Annotated in this window: 17 protein-coding genes and 2 pseudogenes; 11 read left to right on the top strand and 8 right to left on the bottom strand. The window is 69.9% G+C overall.

Translation table 11 applies throughout. The features are described from left to right. Positions 1 to 66 precede the first annotated feature (66 nt). Both AB0F82_RS35210 and AB0F82_RS35205 read right to left on the bottom strand, forming a co-directional pair. Entirely contained in the window at positions 67 to 1,302 is a 1,236-nt protein-coding gene (locus AB0F82_RS35210) for a serine hydrolase domain-containing protein (protein ID WP_362635082.1), read from the bottom strand. Between the two features lie 71 nt (positions 1,303 to 1,373). Further along, positions 1,374 to 2,270, bottom strand: a complete 897-nt coding sequence (locus tag AB0F82_RS35205) for an alpha/beta hydrolase (RefSeq protein ID WP_362635080.1) — start codon at positions 2,268 to 2,270, stop codon at positions 1,374 to 1,376. 107 nt (positions 2,271 to 2,377) lie between these two features. On the opposite strand from AB0F82_RS35205, the gene AB0F82_RS35200 reads away from it, so the two are divergent. The 5 genes and pseudogenes from AB0F82_RS35200 (at position 2,378) to AB0F82_RS35185 (ending at position 7,024) form a co-directional block, all read left to right on the top strand. Beyond that, entirely contained in the window at positions 2,378 to 3,418 is a 1,041-nt protein-coding gene (locus AB0F82_RS35200; RefSeq protein WP_362635078.1) for a helix-turn-helix domain-containing protein, read from the top strand. 57 nt (positions 3,419 to 3,475) lie between these two features. Continuing rightward, a pseudogene (locus AB0F82_RS38850) lies at positions 3,476 to 3,598 on the top strand (transposase); the annotation flags it as partial. 261 nt (positions 3,599 to 3,859) lie between these two features. Next, positions 3,860 to 4,588: a GNAT family N-acetyltransferase gene (locus tag AB0F82_RS35195; RefSeq protein ID WP_362635075.1), complete on the top strand. Its 729-nt coding sequence runs from the start codon at positions 3,860 to 3,862 to the stop codon at positions 4,586 to 4,588. Positions 4,589 to 5,186: 598 nt separating this feature from the next. Continuing rightward, positions 5,187 to 5,342, top strand: a pseudogene (locus AB0F82_RS35190) (DUF6766 family protein); the annotation flags it as partial. 356 nt (positions 5,343 to 5,698) lie between these two features. Next, the gene (locus AB0F82_RS35185) at positions 5,699 to 7,024 is read left to right on the top strand and encodes a serine/threonine-protein kinase (protein ID WP_362635072.1); all 1,326 of its coding nucleotides are present in this window, start codon (positions 5,699 to 5,701) and stop codon (positions 7,022 to 7,024) included. Positions 7,025 to 7,949: 925 nt separating this feature from the next. On the opposite strand, the gene AB0F82_RS35180 is transcribed toward AB0F82_RS35185, so the two are convergent. The 3 genes from AB0F82_RS35180 to AB0F82_RS35170 all read right to left on the bottom strand — a co-directional run bounded on the left by AB0F82_RS35180 (position 7,950) and on the right by AB0F82_RS35170 (position 9,968). Then, the gene (locus tag AB0F82_RS35180) at positions 7,950 to 8,258 is read right to left on the bottom strand and encodes a hypothetical protein (RefSeq protein WP_362635069.1); all 309 of its coding nucleotides are present in this window, start codon (positions 8,256 to 8,258) and stop codon (positions 7,950 to 7,952) included. Between the two features lie 494 nt (positions 8,259 to 8,752). After that, on the bottom strand, positions 8,753 to 9,112 hold the full coding sequence (locus AB0F82_RS35175) for a hypothetical protein (RefSeq protein WP_362635066.1): 360 nt from the start codon (positions 9,110 to 9,112) through the stop codon (positions 8,753 to 8,755). A 214-nt stretch (positions 9,113 to 9,326) separates the two neighbouring features. Beyond that, a complete protein-coding gene (locus AB0F82_RS35170) occupies positions 9,327 to 9,968 on the bottom strand; it encodes a hypothetical protein (RefSeq protein ID WP_362635064.1) in 642 nt (213 codons plus the stop codon). Positions 9,969 to 10,523: 555 nt separating this feature from the next. Between AB0F82_RS35170 and AB0F82_RS35165 the strand changes: the two genes are divergently transcribed. The 3 genes from AB0F82_RS35165 to AB0F82_RS35155 all read left to right on the top strand — a co-directional run bounded on the left by AB0F82_RS35165 (position 10,524) and on the right by AB0F82_RS35155 (position 13,446). Next, the gene (locus AB0F82_RS35165; RefSeq protein WP_362635062.1) at positions 10,524 to 10,979 is read left to right on the top strand and encodes a hypothetical protein; all 456 of its coding nucleotides are present in this window, start codon (positions 10,524 to 10,526) and stop codon (positions 10,977 to 10,979) included. 1,041 nt (positions 10,980 to 12,020) lie between these two features. Beyond that, positions 12,021 to 12,416: a MerR family transcriptional regulator gene (locus AB0F82_RS35160; protein ID WP_362635060.1), complete on the top strand. Its 396-nt coding sequence runs from the start codon at positions 12,021 to 12,023 to the stop codon at positions 12,414 to 12,416. Positions 12,417 to 12,522: 106 nt separating this feature from the next. After that, a complete protein-coding gene (locus tag AB0F82_RS35155; protein WP_362635057.1) occupies positions 12,523 to 13,446 on the top strand; it encodes an NADP-dependent oxidoreductase in 924 nt (307 codons plus the stop codon). 1,078 nt (positions 13,447 to 14,524) lie between these two features. Here AB0F82_RS35155 and AB0F82_RS35150 read toward each other — a convergent pair. The 3 genes from AB0F82_RS35150 to AB0F82_RS35140 form a co-directional block, all read right to left on the bottom strand. Further along, entirely contained in the window at positions 14,525 to 14,896 is a 372-nt protein-coding gene (locus tag AB0F82_RS35150) for an STAS domain-containing protein (RefSeq protein ID WP_362635054.1), read from the bottom strand. Next, on the bottom strand, positions 14,893 to 16,242 hold the full coding sequence (locus AB0F82_RS35145) for a PP2C family protein-serine/threonine phosphatase (protein WP_362635052.1): 1,350 nt from the start codon (positions 16,240 to 16,242) through the stop codon (positions 14,893 to 14,895). The genes AB0F82_RS35150 and AB0F82_RS35145 overlap by 4 nt, the downstream gene beginning before the upstream one ends. Positions 16,243 to 16,703: 461 nt before the next feature. Next, complete coding sequence (locus tag AB0F82_RS35140) at positions 16,704 to 17,801, bottom strand: alpha/beta hydrolase (RefSeq protein WP_362635050.1); 1,098 nt, start codon at positions 17,799 to 17,801, stop codon at positions 16,704 to 16,706. A 767-nt stretch (positions 17,802 to 18,568) separates the two neighbouring features. Here AB0F82_RS35140 and AB0F82_RS35135 point away from each other — a divergent pair. The 3 genes from AB0F82_RS35135 to AB0F82_RS35125 all read left to right on the top strand — a co-directional run bounded on the left by AB0F82_RS35135 (position 18,569) and on the right by AB0F82_RS35125 (position 21,045). Then, on the top strand, positions 18,569 to 18,814 hold the full coding sequence (locus AB0F82_RS35135; protein WP_362635047.1) for a hypothetical protein: 246 nt from the start codon (positions 18,569 to 18,571) through the stop codon (positions 18,812 to 18,814). 1,107 nt (positions 18,815 to 19,921) lie between these two features. Then, positions 19,922 to 20,650, top strand: a complete 729-nt coding sequence (locus AB0F82_RS35130; protein ID WP_362635045.1) for a peptidylprolyl isomerase — start codon at positions 19,922 to 19,924, stop codon at positions 20,648 to 20,650. 125 nt (positions 20,651 to 20,775) lie between these two features. Next, positions 20,776 to 21,045: a hypothetical protein gene (locus AB0F82_RS35125; RefSeq protein ID WP_362635042.1), complete on the top strand. Its 270-nt coding sequence runs from the start codon at positions 20,776 to 20,778 to the stop codon at positions 21,043 to 21,045. Positions 21,046 to 21,331: the final 286 nt, after the last annotated feature.

The raw sequence follows: 21,331 nt of genomic DNA, 5'->3' as shown, positions 1-21,331 counted from the left end.
CGCGGCGGGCCCCCTCCGTGGCCTCGAACGCCTCAGCGGCCGCCGCCTCGATCTCGCCCCGGACGGCTACTGCCGCACGGCCTGACCGTCGCCGCACATCGCCTGCCCGTACAGCGTCTCCAGCGCGTCGTCGATGGGGTGGTGCTGCGGCTTCCCCGAGGAGTCGGGCGCGTTCCACCTCTGGAGGTTGACCGCGACCGACATCTGACGCTTGCCGTCGGCTCGGGTCAGGGAGATCGTTCCGGCCCCCCAGACCGTGCCGTCGTGGCCCCAGAAGGTGCCGCAATCCGTGACGTCGACCTTGTGCAGACCGAGGCCGTACTGGATCGTCGATCCGTCCAGGGCGATGACCGGGACCGTGCGCTGCATCTGCTCCAGTGACGACCGGTTCACGATCTCGCCGTCGAGCAGCTTGCGGTAGAAACGGTTGAGATCATCCGTGGTCGACACCAGGGCGGCCCCCGTCCCCGTCCAGGACATGTTGTAGACGCTGTAGTCGCGGGGCGGGTCGAGCAGTCCCCACAGGGCCTCGTACATCCGTGAGTGCGGCCCCCGGATCCGCGTCCCGGTCGGGAACCCTGTGTGCCGCAGGCCCGCCCGCTGGATGACGTTCCGGGTGATGTACTCCTCGGCCGGGGTACCGGTCACGTGCTCCAGGAGCTGGCCGAGGAGGAGGTAGTTGGTATTGGAGTACACACCGGTGGGGCCTCCGGGCTCGCCGGCGGGAGGCGCGTTCAGGCCCAACTCGATCAGCTCGGCCGGGCGGAACTGCCTGAACCGGTTGTCGTCCAGGCTCTGGGGCGAGCCGGTCTGGAGGGACGGGAAGGCGTACCGGATGTAATCGGGGATGCCGCTGGTGTTGTTGAGCAGCATCCGCACCGTGATCCTCCGGCCCCGCTCTCCCGGCACCAGCTGCGGCAGGTAGTCGCCGATCGGCGCATCGAGTTCGATCCGGCCCTGCTCGACCTGCTGCATGACCGCGGCGGCCGTGAAGGTCTTGGTGATGCTGCCGACGCGCTGCCGCATGTCGGGCGTGACGGGACGGCCAGTGGTGACATCGGCGACCCCGGAAGCGCCCCGCCATGTCCGGCCGCCGTCGCGCACCTCGGCGTACACCCCTGGCACACCCGCGCGGTGGACACCGTCCAGAGCGGACTTCAGCTCGGCGGGGCGGAAGGGGGACGACGGGCTCGCGCCGGCCGTCACGGTATGCGTCCCGCCGGGCGCGGGAGCTGCCGCCACCGTGCCCGCGCAGACGCTCAGCGCGGCCACAGTTCCACACATCGCCAGTCGGATCTTCAAGACGGTCGTCCTTTCGTGATCAATGAGTGCAGGCGGCGGGGACGCTCCCCGTGCCTTGCGACGTGCACGGCTCAAGAGGCCAGGGCGCGGCGCAGAGCGGCGCCGAGTTCGGCGTTCTGGCGCTGCGACACCTCGGCGGACAGAAGCGCCTGCGATCCGTGGAAGGTGCCGGGCCACTGGTGGAGCTCGACCGACACGCCCGCCTGCATCAGGCGCAGCGCGTAGGCGATGCCCTCGTCGCGGTTCGGACAGAACTCCGCGGTGGCGATGTAGGCCGGTGGCAGCCCGGACAGATCGGCGGCCCGGGCGGGGGCGGCGTACGGTGTGGCGGGCCGGGAGCCCAGGTAGTGCCGCCACGCTGCGGAAAGCTTGTCGCGGTCGAACCAGGGCGTGTCGGTGAAGTTCCGCGCCGACCACGTCTCCTGCCGGTCGTCGAGCCCCGGCTGGTTGAGCAGTTGGAAGCGGATGGCCGGTCCCTGCTCGTCACGCGCCCGCAACGTCACCGCGGCCGCGAGGTTCGCGCCCACGCTGTGACCGCCGACCGCGATCCGCGCCGGGTCGATACCGAGTTCGCCGGCGTGCTCGGCCGTCCAGGCCAGTGCGGCGTAGGCGTCGTCGAAGGCGGCCGGGAACGGGTCCTCGGGCGCCAGGCGGTAGCCCACCGAGACCACCACCGCCCCGGAAAGGGACGCGACCCGGGCGGCCCACGGATGCTCGGTGTCCAGGTCACCGAAGACTCCGCCGCCGCCGTGCAGCCAGACGACGGCGCCCTGTGCCCGGTGCGGGCGGTAGACCCGGACCGCCACGTCCGGATCGGCGGACACCGTGCGGTCCTCGACCTCCATGTCCGAGGTGTCCGGTGCCGGCGCCGCAGCCGCACGCTCGGCGAAGTCCTTGCGCGCGGTGACCGGTTCGTTCATGTCGAGTTGCGGGAGAAACGGGATGAATGCTTCGAGTTCGGCGTCCATGGCGACCATCCTCACGGTCCTCACCCGGGGGGTCACCCGCCATCCGTCGCGCATCCCGCCCCGATCACGCACCGGTCGGCGCACCCCCGCCCTTCTATCCTTCTGCCATGGAGGCACTGGCGGTTCGGCTGTCGGGACTGGATCCCTATGTCGACGGGGCGATGCGCATCGTCGCGTTCTACGACACCCTGATGCGCCGACGGGTGGATCTCCCGGCGCTCGCCCGGGCCTCGGCGGGACTGGCCGAGTGCGTGGCCGGCATACGGCTCCACGGCGCGGGGCGGGCGACCCGCGTCGCACCCGACGGCAGGCCCGCCTCCGCCCCGCCGGCGCCCGCGTCCACCACGGCGCCGATAACGCTCGACGAGGAGGAGATCGGCAGGGTGTGGCTGGAACGCCCCGGCCGGCCCAACCCGCTCGACGAAGTGCTCCTCGACAGGCTCGCCATCGCCGCGGCGGCCGTCGCCGAGCGGTACGGCCCGGCCCGCACCACCATGGCCGACCCCGCCCTCGTCGAACTGGCGATCAGCTCGGACGGCGACGACGCGGCCCGAGCCCGGGCCCTTCGGCTCCTGGGCTTCGCTGCCGAACTGCCCCTCCACGTCGTCGCCGTGCGTTCGCAGCTGCCGCTCGACCGGATCGGCGGCCTGATCTGCCCGGCCCGTGCCGTGAAGGCAGCGCCGCTCGCCGACGTCGGCGTCATCCTGGCCACCTTCGTGGACCCGGCCCGGTTCCCGGCAGACGTGCGCGCGGGCATCGGCGCCGCCGACAGCCCCGACCGGTCCTGGCGGCAGGCGCGCACCGCCCTCCGCTTCACGACCCCGCGCGAACCCGTCATCCGCCACGCCGACCTGGGCGCGCTGGCGCTCCTGGCCGAGGTGCCCCCGCAGACCGCGCGGGAGAACGCCGACGTGGCCGCCATCGCACGCATCGCCGGCAACTCCGAGGATCTGGAGACGCTGGACACCTACTGCACCACCGGATCGCTGCGCCGGGCCGCCGACGTGCTCCACCTGCACCACAGCAGCATCGCTCGCCGCCTCGAACACATCGCGAAGACCCTGGACATCGAACTCACCGAACCTACGGGCCTGACACGGGCCAGGATCGCGCTCACCGCGTGGCGGCTCCTGGACCCCTGTTTCTGAACCCGGGCGGTTGAGGGGCTGGCGCGCGGCTCTTCGATGAGTTGGTCAGTTGATCGGATGTGTCTGCCCGATTTAGTGATCACTGATGCGGTGCGGGGCCGGATCGAGCCGCTGATGCCGGCCGATCCGGTCCCTGGACGGCGGTGGGCTGATCACCGCCGAAGACTCGAGGCCATCGCGAACCGATCACCGACCACACGGTCCGCACGGGAGCGGCTGGCACCCGCTCCACCTCTTGGGCACCGGGAACGCCGGCCGCCATGACACGCAGCCGCCGCACGGAAATCACGGTCGTCGGAAGACAGGACGTTTCCCTTGCCCGGTGCCACGTATGTCCGTTTCAGACCGCTCGGTGAATGGAGGGCGGCGTCGCCTGACGGGGGGCGGAAGACGGGGGAATGGTTCGCGGTCCACCGGTTGCGGTCATGCTCTAATCGCCGGATGGCGAAGATCGAATCAGAGCTGATACGACGTTGGCTGAACGGCTGGACCGTGGCTCGCGACCTGCCCGAGGCCGAGCCGGTCGAGTCCGCCGGGGACGGCCTGCGGTCCAAGTGCGACCAACCCGGCCGCGAGGTCGAGGTGTTCGCGCTGCGCGCGGACGAGGAGCCCGAGTCCGTGGCACGGCTGGCGGCAGCCGTCGCGGCCGCGAGGCAGACCACCTGGCTCACGGTCCCCACGCTGCGCCCAGGCACCGTCGAAGCCGTCGTCGGCGCCGCCGGACTGGAGTTGCTCCACCGGTCCGAGTGGTTCATGACGACCGATCTGACCGAGCACCCGCAGCACGCGCCCGCCGCGCCGTACGAGCGCGAGGTCCGCACGGAGGGGCCGGTCACGGTCGTCTCCCTCCATGACTCCTCCGGAGAGGTGGCGGCGCGCGGCACCATCGCCGTGGTCGGCTCCGATGCGATCGCCGATCGCATCGAGACGGACGCGGCGCACCGGCGACGCGGCCTGGGCCGCGCCATGATGAGCGCTCTGGCGGAGGCCGCCGTGGCCCAGGGCGCCCGTACCGGTCTCCTCATCGCCAGCGAGGAAGGCCAGCGCCTCTACTCCTTCCTCGGCTGGCGCCACGAAGCCGATGTGCTGATCGCCCGGGGGCCGGTGGCTCCCTCGGTAGGACTGCCGCCACCGGATGGTGGCGGCCTGCCTGCGGCGTCCGGTGCGTGAGGTGTTCGACGAGGGCCAGGTCGCGGGCCGGCTGCCGTGCCGGCCGCGGCGTGGCGGTGGACGACCGCTCGTCGGCGGTCCGCTCAAGGGGCTGGAACGCTGCAGTCGCTGTCCGACACGATTCACGGCCTGGTTGCCAGGCATGCATCCACCACGGTGCGCGCCCTTGACGCTGCCCCGGGTTCGGCCCCGGTGCCGTCTGACGCCCACCCGACCGTGGTGGCCGTGGCGGCCCTGCTCGCGGAGCAGCACGAGGGGGAGGCGACGCTGAACATCCGCCACGAGGAAGGCGACTACGACCCGGAGACCGATGGCGGGTTCCGATGCGGATGCGACACCACCATCCTCGACGCAGATGAGGAGTACAACTTCTCCCTCTCACTCCCACCAGGCATCGGCCGTGCACCAAGGCGACAGCGCCACCCCGCGCCTTGGGCGCGTGTGCGGCACTCCTGGCACTTGGCCCCGGGCCCGTACTCCTCGATGCGGCGCAGCAGGTGGGCGACGTTGTTGTGCAGGAAGGGCCGCACCGGGCCGCCGGCCGCCTGCGCCCCGGCCCACAGCGACATGTGGGCCAGCCTGTCCCGGGTAAACCGGAAGCGCCGACTTCTGGAACCGGTCCCTGCAGGGACTGGCAGTCCGAACTCCTGGCCGTGGCCTCCATGGCCATCCTCTCCGTGTACCTGCGCCAGCGGGGTTCCCGGAGTCCAAGCCTGGCGGAGCCCCGCGCACCTCCACAGGAGTCGAGGGCTGACCTCGGGGGTCAAAGCCGGCCTCCGGGCGGACTCGGCCTAGCGGGTCATGACGGCAGGGCGCCGGCCGTGGTCGGAGGCCAAGGCAAGCAGGTAAACAGGCTTCGCCGAGCGGCGTGCCCACGCGGGCCCGCCGATCTGGCGGTCCTGAGCCACGTCCTGGGGCGGCGGCCGAGAGCGAAGCGCTGCTCTCCGAGGGCTTGACATCTCACGCCCAGTCCACGCCCAGCTCTGCGAGGGCGGTGAACTGCTGGCGGCACTGTGTCCCGTGTACTGAGCAGGGGCTGCCGGAGCCCGGTGAGTAGCGCGACTTCCGAGGGGTAGGCGCGCGGCACTGCCAGCGATTAGAGGAGGACCCATGTCGGCCCTGTCCGTCCCAGAGTACGGAGTACCGCCTCTACGCGACACCGTCCTGGGCGGCCGTTATCGGCTCCAGGGCCCCCTAGGGTCGGGCGGTACGGCGGACGTGTTCCATGGTGTCGACGAGGTGCTGGGCCGTGAGGTGGCCGTCAAGGTATTCCGCGTGGGCACGGATACGGTCACTGCCGACCGCTTCTGCGACGAGGCCCGCACACTGGCCCGTCTTTCCCATCCCGCCCTTGTCACCGTTTATGACGCCGGCCGACACGGCCAAGGCGCTTTCATGGTCACGGAGTTGATCCGCGGCGTCACCTTGCGCACCCGAATGGACGCGGGCCCCCTGGGCCCCGTCCAGGTCATGCGGCTCGGCGCCGACATCTCCTCAGCCCTCGACCACGTGCACGCCCACGGCGTCATCCATCACGACGTGAAACCCTCCAACATCCTCCTCGGCGAAGAGGGCTCGCCCCACCTGGCCGACTTCGGGCTGTCACGGACCGTCCACGAGCGCTCCCACAGCGCGCCCGACACCCTCATCGGCACCGTCGCCTACATGGCCCCGGAACAGTTCCTGGGCGAAGGCGCGAGTACGGCCAGCGACATCTACGCCCTGGGAGTGACTCTCCTGGAGGCTCTCACCGGGCGGCGCGAGTACCAGGGAACTCCTATGGAGATCGGCACCGCCCACCTCCTGCGCCGGCCCCACATACCCGAAGGACTACCGGAAGACCTCGCCCGCCTGCTCGAGAAGATGACCGACCAGGCTCCTGCGGCACGCCCCGACGCCGCCGCAGTCCACCAATGCCTGCAGGACATGGCGCAAGCACCGCGGCCCCGCACCCCAGCCGGCGCCACGCTCAGCGGAACCAGCACACATCGCTCCCACTTCTTGCCCTCTGCCGCTGCTGCCGTGCGAACGCCCGATCCGTGTGGGGCCGCCCGAGGGCGCCGTCCGCTCCGGTGGAGCCTTGCGGCGGCGGGCGTCGCGGGCACCTGCGTGCTGGTGATGGGCGGCATCCAAGCGGGCAATAACCCACCCGTCACCGCTCCTACGCATGAGCAGCCCGCGGCATCGAAGAACACCGAGATGGCAGCCCCGGCAGGATCCTCACCAGCAGGGCCGCCCGCGCCGTCGCTCCCCGCAGCCGCGACGTCCACCCCGCATTCGTCGGCCGCAGCGCCCTCGACTCCACAAGACCTCCAGGCACTCACCAGTACCTCTTCGGCGCGGCAGGTCACAGAACGCCCGTCGAAGGCTCCTGGGGCGGCGAAGGCGGAGGAGATCCCCGGAAAGGCCAAGGGCAAGAAGGGTAAGGGGCGGTGATCGACCGCGGTGATCGACCGCCCTCCGGAGCGCGCCAACACGAGGAAGTGCTCGGCGGCCACGACTGCTCCTGTGAGGCAGGATTCGCTGACAATGCTCAATTCTTTTCTGCGAGACCGCTGCCCGCGAGCGGGGACCGCAACGCCCGGCGAGGTTAAATCCAGAGATAAGAAATGTGGAAATCCGAGGCTAAGACCTGCTGAGGGCTGTCCCGTAATCCCCGGTGGATCAGCGCGCGGCGTCAGACGCGGTGCATCGCAAGGCGGAGGAGCGTGCTGCTACTGGGCGTATCCGGGCGTTCCGACAACGCGGCGAGGTGCCGTGGCTGTCGTCGTGCCCGCCGGGGATCACGGGACAGCCTATGCGTCGGGCGGTGTCCATCGTTTGATGGTGTCGGGCAGCGAGTGCGGTGCAGGCCATGCCTGGATCCGGATCTCCTCCCTGTCTTCGGGCTCATCTTCGCAGTCGGGGTCGGGGCAGGACGCGGCTTCGAGATTCCGCCGAGACGCCCGGATGCGGGTCCATCCGGCGGGCATCTCGAAGCGTGCTGCGTCGGGGCCGTCAGGGTGGTCGAGACTCCTGGCCGTGCTGATGCAGGCGCGGGCTGGCCCCAGGTGGCGCGTCGACTCGGATGCGGTCCGGCGTATGCCGAGCCGGGAAACGGGTGCAGCAACGGCCGCCGGCGCGGCTGTGGCCACGCGGTGGGGAACCGATGGACGGTGATGCCGGGATCAGCCCGGCACGCCGTGAAGGAGGAGCCGCACGATGGAGCAGTCCGAACTGGAGAGCAAGGTTCACAGCCTGGAGACGGCCTTGGCCGTCCAGGAGGCGTCCATGGCCGGGGATCACCCGTTTTGCGGATCTCCACCTTCACGAGGAACCCCGGCCCGCCTTGTAGGCAGGCCCGGCGTCCGTCGGCCGCGGGTCAGGAGTGGTCGTCGTAGTGGTCACGGCTTCCCGACTTGGCCAGCCCGCGGCTGATCATGTAGCCGACGGTGAGGATCACGATGTAGAGCCAGGCCCTGTCGGCGCGGAAGTAGTCGAGGTGGCCCTCTTCGGTGCCCACCAGCATGGAGGCGATCAGGACCGCGATCACGCAGGCGATGTAGACGAAGAACTCTGTCGTCTTCAGGGCCGACTTCGTCTCGGTCGACAGACGGCGTGTTCCGTGTCCGGAAACGTCGGCAGTGGCGGGGCGGCCTGCAGGGGTACCGGCCGGGTTCGCAGTGGTCATGGTAGGTGTCCAATCCGTTGTGCGAAGCACGTCGTGCACTCCACGAGTCGGGATCACGCCAAGATCGACGCCGTCCCACCTGAGCGACTACCCCAAATGCGAAGAGTGAACATCACATAAATACGATCATGGTCCTTGAGGTCATCGCGCCTGTGAAGCTCGGCGGGCGCGCCGAAAGGCCGGGGCGTCGGCCAGCTGGGCAGCCACTCCCGCTGCTCCCTCCAGCCTCCCGTCCGCTCTTGCCCCCTTGCCCGGCCAGCGGGTCTGCCATGGCCAGGAGGTCAGGCACCAGCACCGATCTGATCCGTCGGCTCGGGTTCCCGAGGAGTGGCGGGAGCCCTCAGCCCTCCCAATCTGCTGCGCGCAAAGCCCTAGGCAAGTGTCGTGCTGGTCAGAGGCCGAGAGCAGGGTAGCCAGATCAAGATGGTCGCTAGGGCCCAGGCTGTTGGGGCTGCTGGGCAGGGTGTGGACACGAGATCGCAGGTGCCACTGGCCTACGGGCGATAGATCATCTCCGCCAGGAACGCCACGATCAGGGCCCACACGCCGATTCCGAGCAGCCCGGGAAGGCCCCTTTTCTGTGCCACTTCGTCAATGATTTTCGCGTGATAGATCTGCTGGGCGCGGATGGCGGCCGGGACCTTCCCGGGGTTCATATTGGGGAGGCCGGGAGATTCGCACCCGCCGCTGCCGCTGTTCTTTCCGTCGGCGGCCTTCTTCGCTGCGCCTGCAATCAGGGTGGTGGCGCCGAGGCCGAGCTTCAGCAGAAGGGCCACGCCGATGCAGCTGATCTTGGCGAAGAACGGCGCACTCGCGCGGGCGGCAGCGACCTCGGCGGCGTCGCGGACGTCCACTCAGACCCCCAGCACCCGGGACACCCGCCACCCAGCGGTCGTGCGCGTGAGCTCGACCTGAAGCGTGTCCGTGCGCCGGCTGTTCTCGTCCCCAGCCACGTCCCCTCGGCGGCGGCGAGCCGCCAGACCTGGGCCGCGTTGTCGGAAGCCCTCTTCGAGGTCTAACCCGTCCGCCGCCCGCGGACCATCGATCGACCTCGCAGGCATCGCCCGCTTACCCTCGCACGGCGCAAACGCAGCCACACGCTGACGTGCGTGCTGCCAATCCGCTGACCCGGCCGGAGGCCTCGCGGTGTATCCGCTCGCGCAGTGAGCGGCTGACCTGGGACGGTTCACGGTGCGCCCCGTCCACCCACATTCTGAGGAAGTGCTCCACGAACCGCTGCGCTCCGCCGTCGAGGTCGCCCCGCACGCCCAGGCGCACCGCGGCCTGGTCCGGGCCGAGGGGCACATGCCGGTCCAGGAGGGCGGGCAGGTCCCGGCGGCGGGCCAGCGCGGCGACCTGGTCCGGGTGGATGTCGGGGAACTGCGGGTCCCCGCCGAGGTAGACCAGGAGACCGGCCTTCACGAGGTGGCCGATCCCTGAGGCGGTCACCCTCGGCCGGAGGATCGGGAGCGGCGCCCCCAGGGCCTCCGTCAGCCGGTCCGCCGCCACCCCGGCACCGATCGGGCCCCGCAGCGCCGCCCGCACCGCCTCGGGGTCGGCCTCCACCACCGCGCGCCACCACCGGCCCGGCCCGACATCCGCGCCCGGGACCAGACCCGAACCCGTCGCCCACCGCCACGCCGCGACCGGCATCCGCAGCCGACCCGCCGCTTGCCCCTCGTCGAACACCTCACGCACCGAACGCACCATGAACCCCACTCCAATCCGCACACGAGCAGCCCGACGACCGGGGCTGCGCCCGAAACGTGCCGAAAGATCACATTTGCCGCCAATAGCCCCGTTTCAGGGCGAGTTGGAGGCGCACCGCACAAGTCGCCTACGCGTACGCGAGGACGAGAATCACCCCTGTGGGGGGTGCTGACCTGCTCTGGACAGACGGAAGCGGGGGCCACCATCGCGACTCAACTCATCCCGGTGACACCAGCTACACCGCATCAGACTGTCCCCGCGAGCCGTTCCTCGCTGGCCTGAGCAGACCAGAAACAGAACACGGCCCGGAAGGACACCGGGCTGCGGCTTGCTGGCCAACCACCTTCGTGTCGCAATGCGGAGAGCGAGGCGGGGCTTGCGCTGCTCGACACGGAACGTCGGGCCGACCGCTGCGCCGGAGAGTTTGGCCCTCTGACGAAAGGAGTTCAGGGCGCGATCATCTCGCCTTCTTGTATGATGTGCAATATCACATCACACAAGGCGGGTTGATGGCCCGTCACGCACCGACGAAAACACAAAGGAGAGCACGTCCCCATGAACCGCTTAGCCCTTCTCGCGGTCGGCGTTGCCGGCCTGACCGTTCTGGCCGCCGGCCCGGCCGCCGCGGCCCCCGAGGCCGCCGCCGACCAGACCGTGACCACCTGCGGGAACTCGGGGCTCCAGGCAGGCCTGCTCACCCGGCTGTGCGCGGAGGTCACCGGTAACGTGGTGCAGTTCTATGGCAGGGTCAGCCTCGCCGGGCCGCCCTCTCCCGGCAGCCCGACGCCGGCCACAAAGGAGCTCTCCACCAGGCTGTCCGCCGAGGTCGTGGGCGCCGGCGCCCCGCCCCTCACGCAGGACAAGCCTGTCGTCTTCACCACCACGACGCTCGAGGTGCGCGGCCCGGCGAGCACCGTCCCCTGTGGCACCACGGTCCGCGGCACGTTCGGCGTGGCCTCCTTCCCCTGGACACCCCAGCCGGTCGCGCACGAGGCCACCCTCACCTGCTGACGCCCCGCCACCCGGCGACTCGCCCAAGCGGGTCGCCGACGCGGCCTCCACCCGCGCTGCCGCCACGCAACCGGGGCCCGCTCCACACGGCAACCTGCCCCGCCCGGCTCTCACATGGGCTGCCACTTCTCACCGGACGGCAGCCCTCACCGCAAACGGCCCGCCGACCGGGGGGCGCGCCCCGCACCCACGACACAATTGCGAAGGCCGGCCTGGCGCCGCTGCGGGCGAGCCGCGCAGGTGAGCACAATGCCAGTCTGTAAACCCGGCCCGCACCTCTCCATGCGCACAGGTGGTTTCGCACTTGACCCACGTGCACCGAGGGCATGTACAAGGCGCCCGGCCACAGCGGTGATTCCTCTCCCCTACGGCACCGCTGTGGCCGCCACCCAAAGCCGGCGACCGGCCGACGACCGACCCCTACTTGACTCTGTCGGGGATCTTGGAGTTTCCCGGTGCGGCAGCAAGGCATGCTCGGGTAGTTCCGATGACCGATGCAGCTGTCGAGTCCCCGTTGTCCCTCCACCCGCGTTCCGGTGAGCAAGATCCCCCAGGTGCGGGGCAACGATCGAGTCCTCGGGTCCCCGCTGGATGCCTGTCGATGGGCGGCCGACTTCGTCAGACGCTGTGGCCGGGCTGGCTGCGCCGTTACTTTCTCGCCGGTGAATCGTTTCTCCGATTGTCGCGACGGAATGCATACCGCTCCCCCGCGGTGCCGCGACACCGGCCCGGGCGCCGCCCTTCCCCCCTTGGTTCCCGGGCCCTACCGCTGAGCTGGCCCCAGTCATACGACCGCCTCCGCCCCTGGCTTTGGGCGCGTCACCGCGGTGAACCCGGCGATTGTCGCGACGTGTGCATTGGCCGGGTCGGCGGGGACCAGGAGGGGTCCGCCGGCCGTGATGGTGAGCGCGTCCTGGACGGGGCGGGAGTCGGCGCACCACGGCGTGCGGGGCGCGGGAGGGCAGCGAGCGGCGCCGGCCGGGTGCCGTTACCTGTCCTTGGTCCGAGCCTGGGGCAACACGCGGGCGTAGGCTCTTCAGGATGCGGATAGGCGAGTTGTCAAAGCGCACGGGCGTGAGTCCGCGCTCACTGCGGTACTACGAAGAGCAGGGACTGCTGACCAGCTCACGCTCCGACGCGGGGCAGCGTCACTACTCCGACACTGCGGTCCAGCGCGTGTCGCTCATCCGGCAGTTGTTCGACGCGGGGATGTCCAGCCGGGTGATCGCGACTGTGCTGCCGTGTGTGGACGTCCCGGGTGACCTGGGCGTCGCCGAGGAGACGTTCGCAGCGATGATCCGCCAGCGCGACCGGATCGACGCCGACATCGCGCACCTGATCGAGACCCGGGATGCACTCGACGTACTGATCAGGGCCAACAGTCGGCACCGGGCGGAGCTGTCCACGGGCCCGGAGCCGGCGGCGCAGTCGACCTGATGCTGTGATCTGCATCTCAGCCTGTTGCCCCTGACATCAATGTCAGAGGTGAGGATGGCGACAGCGCCCGGAATCACCGGGCCGGTCGTACGAGAGGCGGCAGAAGATGGGGCAGGCATGGGGTTTCGACAGGTACGGCGGGCCCGAGGTGCAGGAGTTCTTCGATCGTCCCGATCCCGTCCCCGGTCGCGGTGAGGTGCTGATCCGGGTCGATATCGCCGGCGTGAATCCCCTCGACCACCTTCTGCGCTCAGGTCTGGTCGACGGGCTCGACGGCGGGCGTCCGTTTCCCCGCGTGCTCGGCATGGAGGCAGCCGGAACCGTTCTCACCCTGGGCGAGGACGTCAACGGGCTCGAGGTGGGCGACGCGGTCTTCGGCTTCGCACTCACCGGTGGCGGCACCTACGCCGAGACGACGGTGCTGTCCGCGCCGAACACCGCACGCATCCCGGACGGCCTCTCCGCGACCGTGGCGGCAACGCTGCCAGTGGCCGGGACGACCGCGGTGGACGTGCTCGACCAGCTCGGCCTCCCGGCAGGTGCCACGGTCCTGGTCAATGGAGTCGGGGGCGGGGTCGGCCTCGCCGTCGCCCGACTGGCCATCGGACGCGAGCTGCGCGTGATCGGCACCGGGAGTACCGCCAAACGCGAACACGCCGAGGGCTCCGGGGTGCGGTTCATCGACTACACCGCCGAGGATGTCGCCGCCGCGGCACGCGAGCTGGTTCCGGGCGGCTTCGACGCGATAGTCGACCTGGTCGGAGGCACCTCACTGCGGACGGTCGCTCCGCTGGCCCGGAATCCCCTCAACGTCATTGCTGTGGGTGACATGTCTGTGACCGCTCTCGGTGGGCGTTTCGTCGAACGTCGCGTCGACCGGGAGAACCTGGAGCGATCGGCCCAACTGGCCCTCGACGGAGTCCTCGCACCCGTAATCACCGCGGTCCATCCGCTCTCCGATGCGCCGGCCGCCCTCGCCGCCGTCGAGAACGGTCACATCTCGGGCAAGGTCGTCATCAAGGTGGCGTGAGAAGTGCCCGGCCGCCTGACGCCGTCGACCGTCCATTGCGGGCTGACGGGCACCCGTGGCCAGCGCCTCATCAACTGAGCACGCTCACCCAGGCGTGCGCCGACACCTGCCTCCTTTCGACACTGCAGTCGAACGGGGAGAGCCCCACCCCGGACTGCGATGACGGAGTTCGGTGAGCCCATGAGGAACGGCCCTCGTCACGGGCGCTCGACCGTACCGGCCTCCAGGCTCGGGCTTGGACCGCACCGGCCCACGCCAACTGGTCCGCCTCACCTACCAAGACGAGCTGAGCCTCTTGGAGAGAATCGAAAAGAACACGCTCCCCGGCAGCCCCCTGTGGTCGGCCGTCCTCGCCGCTGCCGGTACCGCTGAAGCGCTACGCCTTCACCGAGAGGTCTCACATCTGCTCCAGCGGGACGTCCCTGACGATGACAGCGACCTGGTCATCCAACTCACAGCGGACTGCGCCCTACTCCGCCGTCAGTGACGAGTTCGGGGTCGGTATATCCGGCACAGGGCAGAGCACCATGTCCCTGCTGCGTACCCGACCCCGTAGGCACCGCCCCCGGAGGTCGCTCCGCAGCGTGCTTGAATCACCGGATGATCGACTGGTCCACACTCCACGGCGCCTACGGCCCGGCACACGCGATACCCGGACTGCTGGACCCAGCCATCGGTCGTGACCAGGAGGCCATCGACTGGCTTTGGGGGCGCTTGTGCCACCAGGGGACGATCACCCCGGCGAGCATCGCCGCACTGCCGCAACTGGCGGACATCGCGAAGACCGAGGACGCCGGGGACTGGGCACTCGATCTGGCCGGAGCCATAGCGGGTGGCCTCCTTCAACCTCACGGCGCCGACGAAGAAGTCGCCCGCTGTGCGGCGACCTTGGCCGAGCTTCGCGCCATGGCCGCCACCCGGCTGCGGTCTGACATGGATGGGAAGATCTACCTGAGATCGGGCGCAAACCGGACACGGTCCGGCGGGGGCCGTGGCCTCTCAGAACTACTCACCTGGGCGCGCGCCGAGGCACGCGCCGTCGGAGCGGGGGCGGTGCATCACGGCCTGCCGCCGGAGGTTATGCGGTGGCCGTGTTTTGGCTGGGGGTGTGTGCGATGAGGGCGTGGGCGGCGGTGGGGTGGGCGGGCAGCAGGGCGCTCAGGCCGGTGAGGTTCAGCATCCGTTGAAGGCGGTCGGGGACGGCGGCGAGGACCAGGGTGCCGTCGGCGGCTTTGGCGCAGCGGAAGATGCCGACCAGGGCGTTGAAGCCGGAGGAGTCGCAGAAGGTGACGGCCTGGAGGTCCAGGATCAGGTGGCGGTGGCCTTGCTCGATCAGGGCCAGTGCCTGGGTGCGTAGATGGGGGGCGGTGTCGATGTCGAGTTCCCCGGCGACGTGGGCCAGGGCGAGGTCGCCGTCGGTGTGCTGTGCGGTGAGGCGGAAGTCGGTCACGGTCGGCTCTCCGTCTCGTCGGCGGGGGCGACGGTGTGGGTGGTGGCGGTGGCGGTGAGGCCGTCCGCAGTGTCGGTGAGGGGGACGGACAGGGCCAGCAGGGCGACGTCGTCCCCGGCCCCGTGGGGCATGGCGTCGAGGAGACCGATGGTGTCATCGATGACCGCCGCTGCGCTGACGGGTGCGGTGCGGGCAGCGAGGAAGCGGGTCAGGCCCTCTTCTCCGACCATTTCACCGCCCAGGGTGCGGGCCTCGGTCAGCCCGTCGGTATAGAGGAACAGTCCTTCACCCGGGGCGAGGTGGATGCTGCGGGAGGCGAAGTGCGCCTCGGCGAGCGCCCCGATGAGCATGCCTCCCTTGGGCTGCACCGCTTCCACCGCCCCGGAGCCGCGCAGGTGGTAGGCCGGGGGGTGCCCGCCGGTGGCCACCGTCACGGTGAACCCTTGCTTCTCGTGCGGTTCCAGGACGCCGAAGACGGCGGTGCAGAACCGGGTGGCGATCGCCGGGTCCAGCAGCAGCGCCGTGTTCAGCGAGGTAAGAACCACGTCGGGGTCAGGGTCGATCAGGGCCGCGGCGCGCAGGGTGTAGCGGGTCAGAGAGGTCAGGGCTGCGGCTTCAGGCCCCTTGCCGCACACGTCTCCCAGGAAGAACGCCCACCTCTTCCCGCCGAGGGGGAAGACATCGTAGAAGTCGCCGCCCACGTTCTGCGGGGAGGCGGTGGCGTAGTGACAGGCCAGCTCCAGCCCCGGCACCACCGGCAGCGCCGGCGGCAGCAGGGTCCGCTGGAGCGTGGAGGCGAACGCCTCGATGGCGCTCTTGTCCCGCTCCGCGCGCTGCCGCGCATCCTCCTGCTCCCGGCGCCGTTCCTGCTCGGCGCGCAGGGCGTCCAGAGCCGACAGGCGCACCTCCAGCTCGTCGAGCACGATCGAGGCCAAGTCCGCGAGGGTGGCGGTGTCGTCCTCGGTGATCAGGCGCGGTTTGGTGTCGAGGATGTTGACGGTGCCCAGCCGGTGCCCGTCACGGGTGGTGATCGGCGCGGCGGCGTAGAAGCGGACCCCCATCAGCCCGGTGACCAGGCCGTTGTTGAAGGCGACGGGGTCGGTGAGAGTGTCCGGGATCACCAATGTTTCGTCGGAGAGGATCGCCGAGCCGCACAGGCCCGGCTCCCGGCCTATCTCGCTCACGCCTTCCAGGCCGTGGGCGGCCTTGAACCAGATCCGGTCCTCGTCCACGATCGTTACGCTCGCCACCGGCACCTTGAACAACCGGGCCGCCATCGCCGCGATGCGGTCGAATGCGCCGTCCGGCGGGGTGTCGAGGATGTCGTAGCGGCGCACCGCTTCCATCCGAGCCGCCTCATCCACGGCACTGAGCGGCTCCCGCCCCGGCATGCCTGCCGGGCTGGTCGCGTGTCCGGCTTGCGGCATCGTCTACATCTCCTTGCCGCGCCGGCGTGGGTGCCGACGACTGCGGAAGCCTAGACCAGCCCCCGGGCGTCAAGAAACCAGCGCCCGATACGAACGGCTTGAGCTACGGACCACCGGCGCCGGCATACGAACGCCGCCGCCTCTGAAGGCGGCCAGCCCACCGCGTGTCTCTGGTGCAGAGAAGCCACGCCCTCACATGCAGGTACGGGCTCGGGGCGAGCCTCTTTTCTCTGGGGTCCCCCGGGCAGTGGCAATACTGGCGAGGGTGCTTTGGAGCCGGCGCGCCGCAGGGAGGCTCGCTGCAGAGCTTGGCGTAGCGTCCCCCTCGGGGGTCCGGCGGTGCGGCCCACCGCCCCGCCGAGATGCCCCGTCTGGTCTCCTCACTCGGCGCTGAGCCGGCCGCCGATCCATTCGAGAGCCGGCGGGATCTCGCGGTTCCAGGTGTTGAAGCTGTGTCCTCCACGGTCGAGTGTGATCGAGGAGACGCGGGCCGGATCCTTCACCGCCTTGATGAACTGCCGGGTGGCTTTGTAGTTCTCCTCCCCCTGCAGCGAGGTCGTCACGAGGAACGAGGAGGCGCCCTGCGGCCGGTTGGCGAGATGCCACAGCAGGTCGGATCGTTTCTCCTCGTCCTTGTCGCCGTGGAAGAGGTCGCCCGAGTACTGGTCGATCTCCGGCTTGTAGTCCGCCGAAAGGCCCACGCCGGCCGCGTAGGTCTCCGGGTGCTGCACCGTCATCTTCAGGGCGCAGTAGCCGCCGGTCGAGTCGCCGATGATGCCCCAGCTGCGCGCCGAGGTGCCGGCGCGGTAGGTGCTGGATATGGCCCGGGGGACGTCGGTACCGAAGAAGGTCTCGCTCTGCGGGCCGCCGGCGCGGACATCGACGCACTGGGTGTTCTCGGCCGAGACGGTGGGCCGCATCATCACCAGGATCATCGGCTGTGCCTTCTTCTCCTTGGCCAGGTTCCAGGCCGTCTTCGGGTAGCGCAGACCCTTCAGCAGGTTCTCCGCCGTGCCTGGGTAGCCCGTCAGGACCACCGCCGCGGGGAACTTCCGCTGCTCGTTGCCCTTCTGGAAGTACTCCGGCGGCAGGTACACGTAGGCCTGGGCGGCGCTCCTGGAACGCTCACCGTGCAGGGTCACCTTCTCGATCACGCCGCTCACCAGGGGATTGCCCCCGCCGGGCACGTCGGGAGCCTGCCGCCCAAGCACCTCCACGGCCACCCCGCCGCGCACGGCTTCCTGGCGTGCGTGTCCGGCCAGGTCCGCCCAGGAACCGTAGATCAGCAGGCTGCGGTTCGCCGCGAGCGCGACCGACGCGAACAGGAACACCTGCACGAGAAGGATCAGCCCCACGCGCCCCAGTACCAGTGTCCGGCTCCCCCGCGCCAGTCGCGGCCAGAGCAGCACGGTGGCCGCGAAGGCCAGTGCCGTGCACAGCACGGCGCACAGGAGGAGCTCACTGCTTGTCAGACCCATGGATCAGGGGAACCCTCTGCGGCGTCTCGGTCTGGACGCACCGGTCCAGGGCACCGCCAACCGGTGCGCACCAGGCTAGAGAGGTAACGGGGCGAAAGGGTTCCACCGAGCGGCGGGGCTTGCAAGGTTCCGTCGCCGAGGGTGGGTCGGCCCATCAGGCGCCTGCGGTCACAGCCGGGCGGGACGTCGAAGTAGTCGATTTCGGTGAACTCGACCCGGAGCGGGTCGGCTCGGGTGCTGGCGTCCTGGAAGTATTTCTCCGGCGGTCCCTCGGCGACGATTGAACACAACTGATCACCATGCCCAGCACCTGACAAACCTGCAGTTCACACCACAGCGATCACCAGCGCTCCATCCAGCGCAGCCAGCTCCACGCACCACCGCCCCACGCCCCGCCTGTACGTACCAACTGATCAGCCCAGATCAGCCAACCCGGCCCCTGATCACAAACACCGCTCACGTACAGCAACGCGTTCACCGAGGCAGGCGTCGACTGGGCCCGGTAGTGACGATGCACGACAGCGCCGCCGTTCCGGCCCGCCGCACTGCACACTGCGAGGGCCTGCCGCTGCGCCCGTCCGGGAGGGATCGGTGAGGTCGACGGAGTGCGCCAACCCCATCTTCACCTCACTGTGGAAGCAAGCGGATAGGGGAGAGCGGAGGCCCTGACATGGCTGACAACGCTTCTCAAGGCTGGGGAAGCAGGCCGGCCCCTCCCCCGAAGCGCCATTCCGGCGGTCGATGGCGCCCTCATTGGCGCTCTTCACATGGTGATCCTCGCGTTCAACCTGGTGATGCTGCTGTGGTTGATCTTCGGAATCGCAGAGGCCGACAACGACACTGGTGCCACGAAGCCTCCCGAGGTCCAGGATGCCTGCAGAGTGGGCAGCGATGTAGGCGCCGTCCTCGGCGTGGGGGCAATCGTGTTTCTGTGGCTGGCCGGAGCCGTGATCTTGGGCGTGCTGTGGCTTGTTACCAACTCACGGCAGAAACGGCGGGACGGCTACCACTGACGCAAATGATCTAGAACACCGCCCGACGAGAGGCCGGCCGTCCGTGGCTTGGCGGAGCAGGGTCCTCAGTCGTCCTCGGCGAGGATGAGATCGGCTGCATGGTGCGGGCAGGCCAGGGTGTGCCAGGTCACCGATAAGAACCCTCCGTCTGCGCTGAGAGTCCGCGCTCCCCCCGTAGCCGCAGTCGCCCGGCAAAAGCCACAGAATACGACCTTGACCGGGAACAGGGCCGCCGAAGGACGGGATCGTGTCGTCGGTTCCATCGTCTCCTCCTGCGGTGGCGGCACGGGCGAGACCTCTCACCTACCCGCCGATGCTCCCAGCAGCCGCAGACGCGCGGGGCGAAACCATGGGAACCCCGGCAATAGTGAGCCCGCACCTGCCCGTCAGACCAGATGGGCCCCGGGGGGCAGGGGCGGCGCCCCCGGGGCCAGTCGCGGCACCGCAAGGGGGAGCGGTCGTGCATCTGACGCGACGATATGAATAAACGATTCGGCAGCTCCCCAGTTACGGCCGTCGTCCCAGCGCGAGGCCTGCAACTGGAGTCCACGGGCCCCTGCCTCTGCTTCTCGCCGCCCTGCTCGCGGCCCCGGATGCGTCCCGCCCCTCACTCGCCCGCCGGATCCCACACCACGGCGACGGCAACACAAGCATCCTGCCGGCCCCCGGCCCGCACGAGCGGCGACCAGCGACTGCGGCGGCACTGCCGTTCCCCTCTTCCCCGAGCCCGCTACCCAGGCCGCTCCCGGCCTGACCGCGGTGTAATGCCTCCGTCGGAGTTGCTCTCCGTCGGGCTGCAAAAGGTCGAAGGAGATGAAAGTAGGTCGGCCACCGGGCGGCCAGGGCCGGGACGCTGCGGTGGGTGGCGGCCCGGCGCTGCAACGCCGCAATGACAGCCGGCCGGCGGCGGTGTCCTCGACGACCAGCTCGCTGTCGGGGACCAGGCCGCCGGGGCGCTGCCCCCGGCGGCCGCCACCAGGTCCGACGGTCGCAGTCCTGGCCCCACGCCCCTCGCCGGCCTCCTGTCGCTACCCATTCCCGCCGACCACACCACGTCCTAGACTGCGACCGCTCCAAAACCTGGCGATCATCAGGAGGGCGCGCAAGATGAACCGAGCACTGATCAGCGCATTTGCGGCCGTGACCTTAGTTGTGTCCGGGGGAAGTGCCGCCACCGCTTCCGACGGTGGTGTTCCGCCGCGCACCACGCACGGCCCTTGCCAGTACACACAAACCCCGGACGAGCCGCCCGCGCGCCCTGTTCCGCTGCCGCCCGACCCGCGGCACACCCCCAGCCGTGGCACGGTCGACATGGCTGTTCCGACCAGCCAGGGTCCGCTCCCGCTGCGTTTGGACCAGGCCAAGGCGCCGTGCACGGTCCAGAGTTTCCTGCACCTGGCACGGCACGGGTTCTACGACCGGACGGTGTGCCACCGTCTGACGGCGTATCCGACGCTGAAGGTTCTGCAGTGCGGCGACCCGACCGGTACCGGTGAGGGAGGGCCCGGGTACAAGTACAAGGACGAGCTGCCGGTGGACTTGCCACCCGCACCGACCGATCCGACCGGCGCACGCCGCCTGTACGGGCGCGGCCTGCTGGCGATGGCCAACGCCGGTCCGGACACGAACGGCTCACAGTTCTTCGTCGTCTACGGCGACTCCGCACTCCGACCGAACTACACGGTGTTCGGCACGGTCGGCCCCGACGGCCTGGCAACACTCGACACAACCGCCGCCGGAGGAATCGAGCCGACCGCGGAGGACCCGGCACCGGTCGACGGCACACCCGTGCTGCGGACCGAGCTGCTCCGCGTCCGACCGTCCTGCCGGCATTGACTCCCCGCGGCTGCCCGGCGACGGGCGCCCTCTGCGGAGGTCGGCGGGTTGCGCGGAGAGAGTTGAGCACCCATGGGGGGTGTCCGGGGCAACGGCGGCGCGTGGCAAGGGAAACAATGGCTGATATGCAGACATATTGGGTATATCAGTTTCGGGACGGCCCGGAGCGCAAGGTCATCGAGGTCCTGGCCGAGCAGGAGGGAAGGCCCCGGCAGATCCGGATACGGAAGTGCCCCGGTATGGACGGGCTGGTGGACGGGTACGTGCTGCAGCACGTCGATGCGACGGCCCGGGCTGCCGTCTACAGCTGGGTGCGGCGCGGTGAGCCCGAACCGGTCGCAGCCCATCTGCTGGAGCTCCTGGCCGAGGTCTGCCCGCAGGAAAACGCCTGGTGATGTTCGGACCTGGCCGCCTCCGCCCTGGGCCGGGAGGCCTGATGGCCTGACCTGGTGCATGACGCTTGGCTGGACCCTCGCCCTGCCCGTCATGGCGGTGCTCACCCACCCCTCGCCGTCACGGCCGGCACGGCGCATGGCGAGACCGTCGACCCGGCGTGACCGCGTGCCCTGATTCCGGCGGAGGCCGTTAGGGCCTGTGTGATGTCGTGATCAGCAGCTGGGTTCTGCCCTCTTCGCGGGGTGGAATCCGGTAGGACTGGGATTGTGACACGCAGGCAACTCA

Origin of the sequence: Streptomyces virginiae (assembly GCF_040638905.1) — a bacterium.
GTDB classification, from domain to species: Bacteria; Actinomycetota; Actinomycetes; order Streptomycetales; family Streptomycetaceae; genus Streptomyces; species Streptomyces virginiae_B.
Note: the sequence above shows the minus strand (reverse complement) of the source record. Positions and strands in the feature narration are given on the sequence as shown.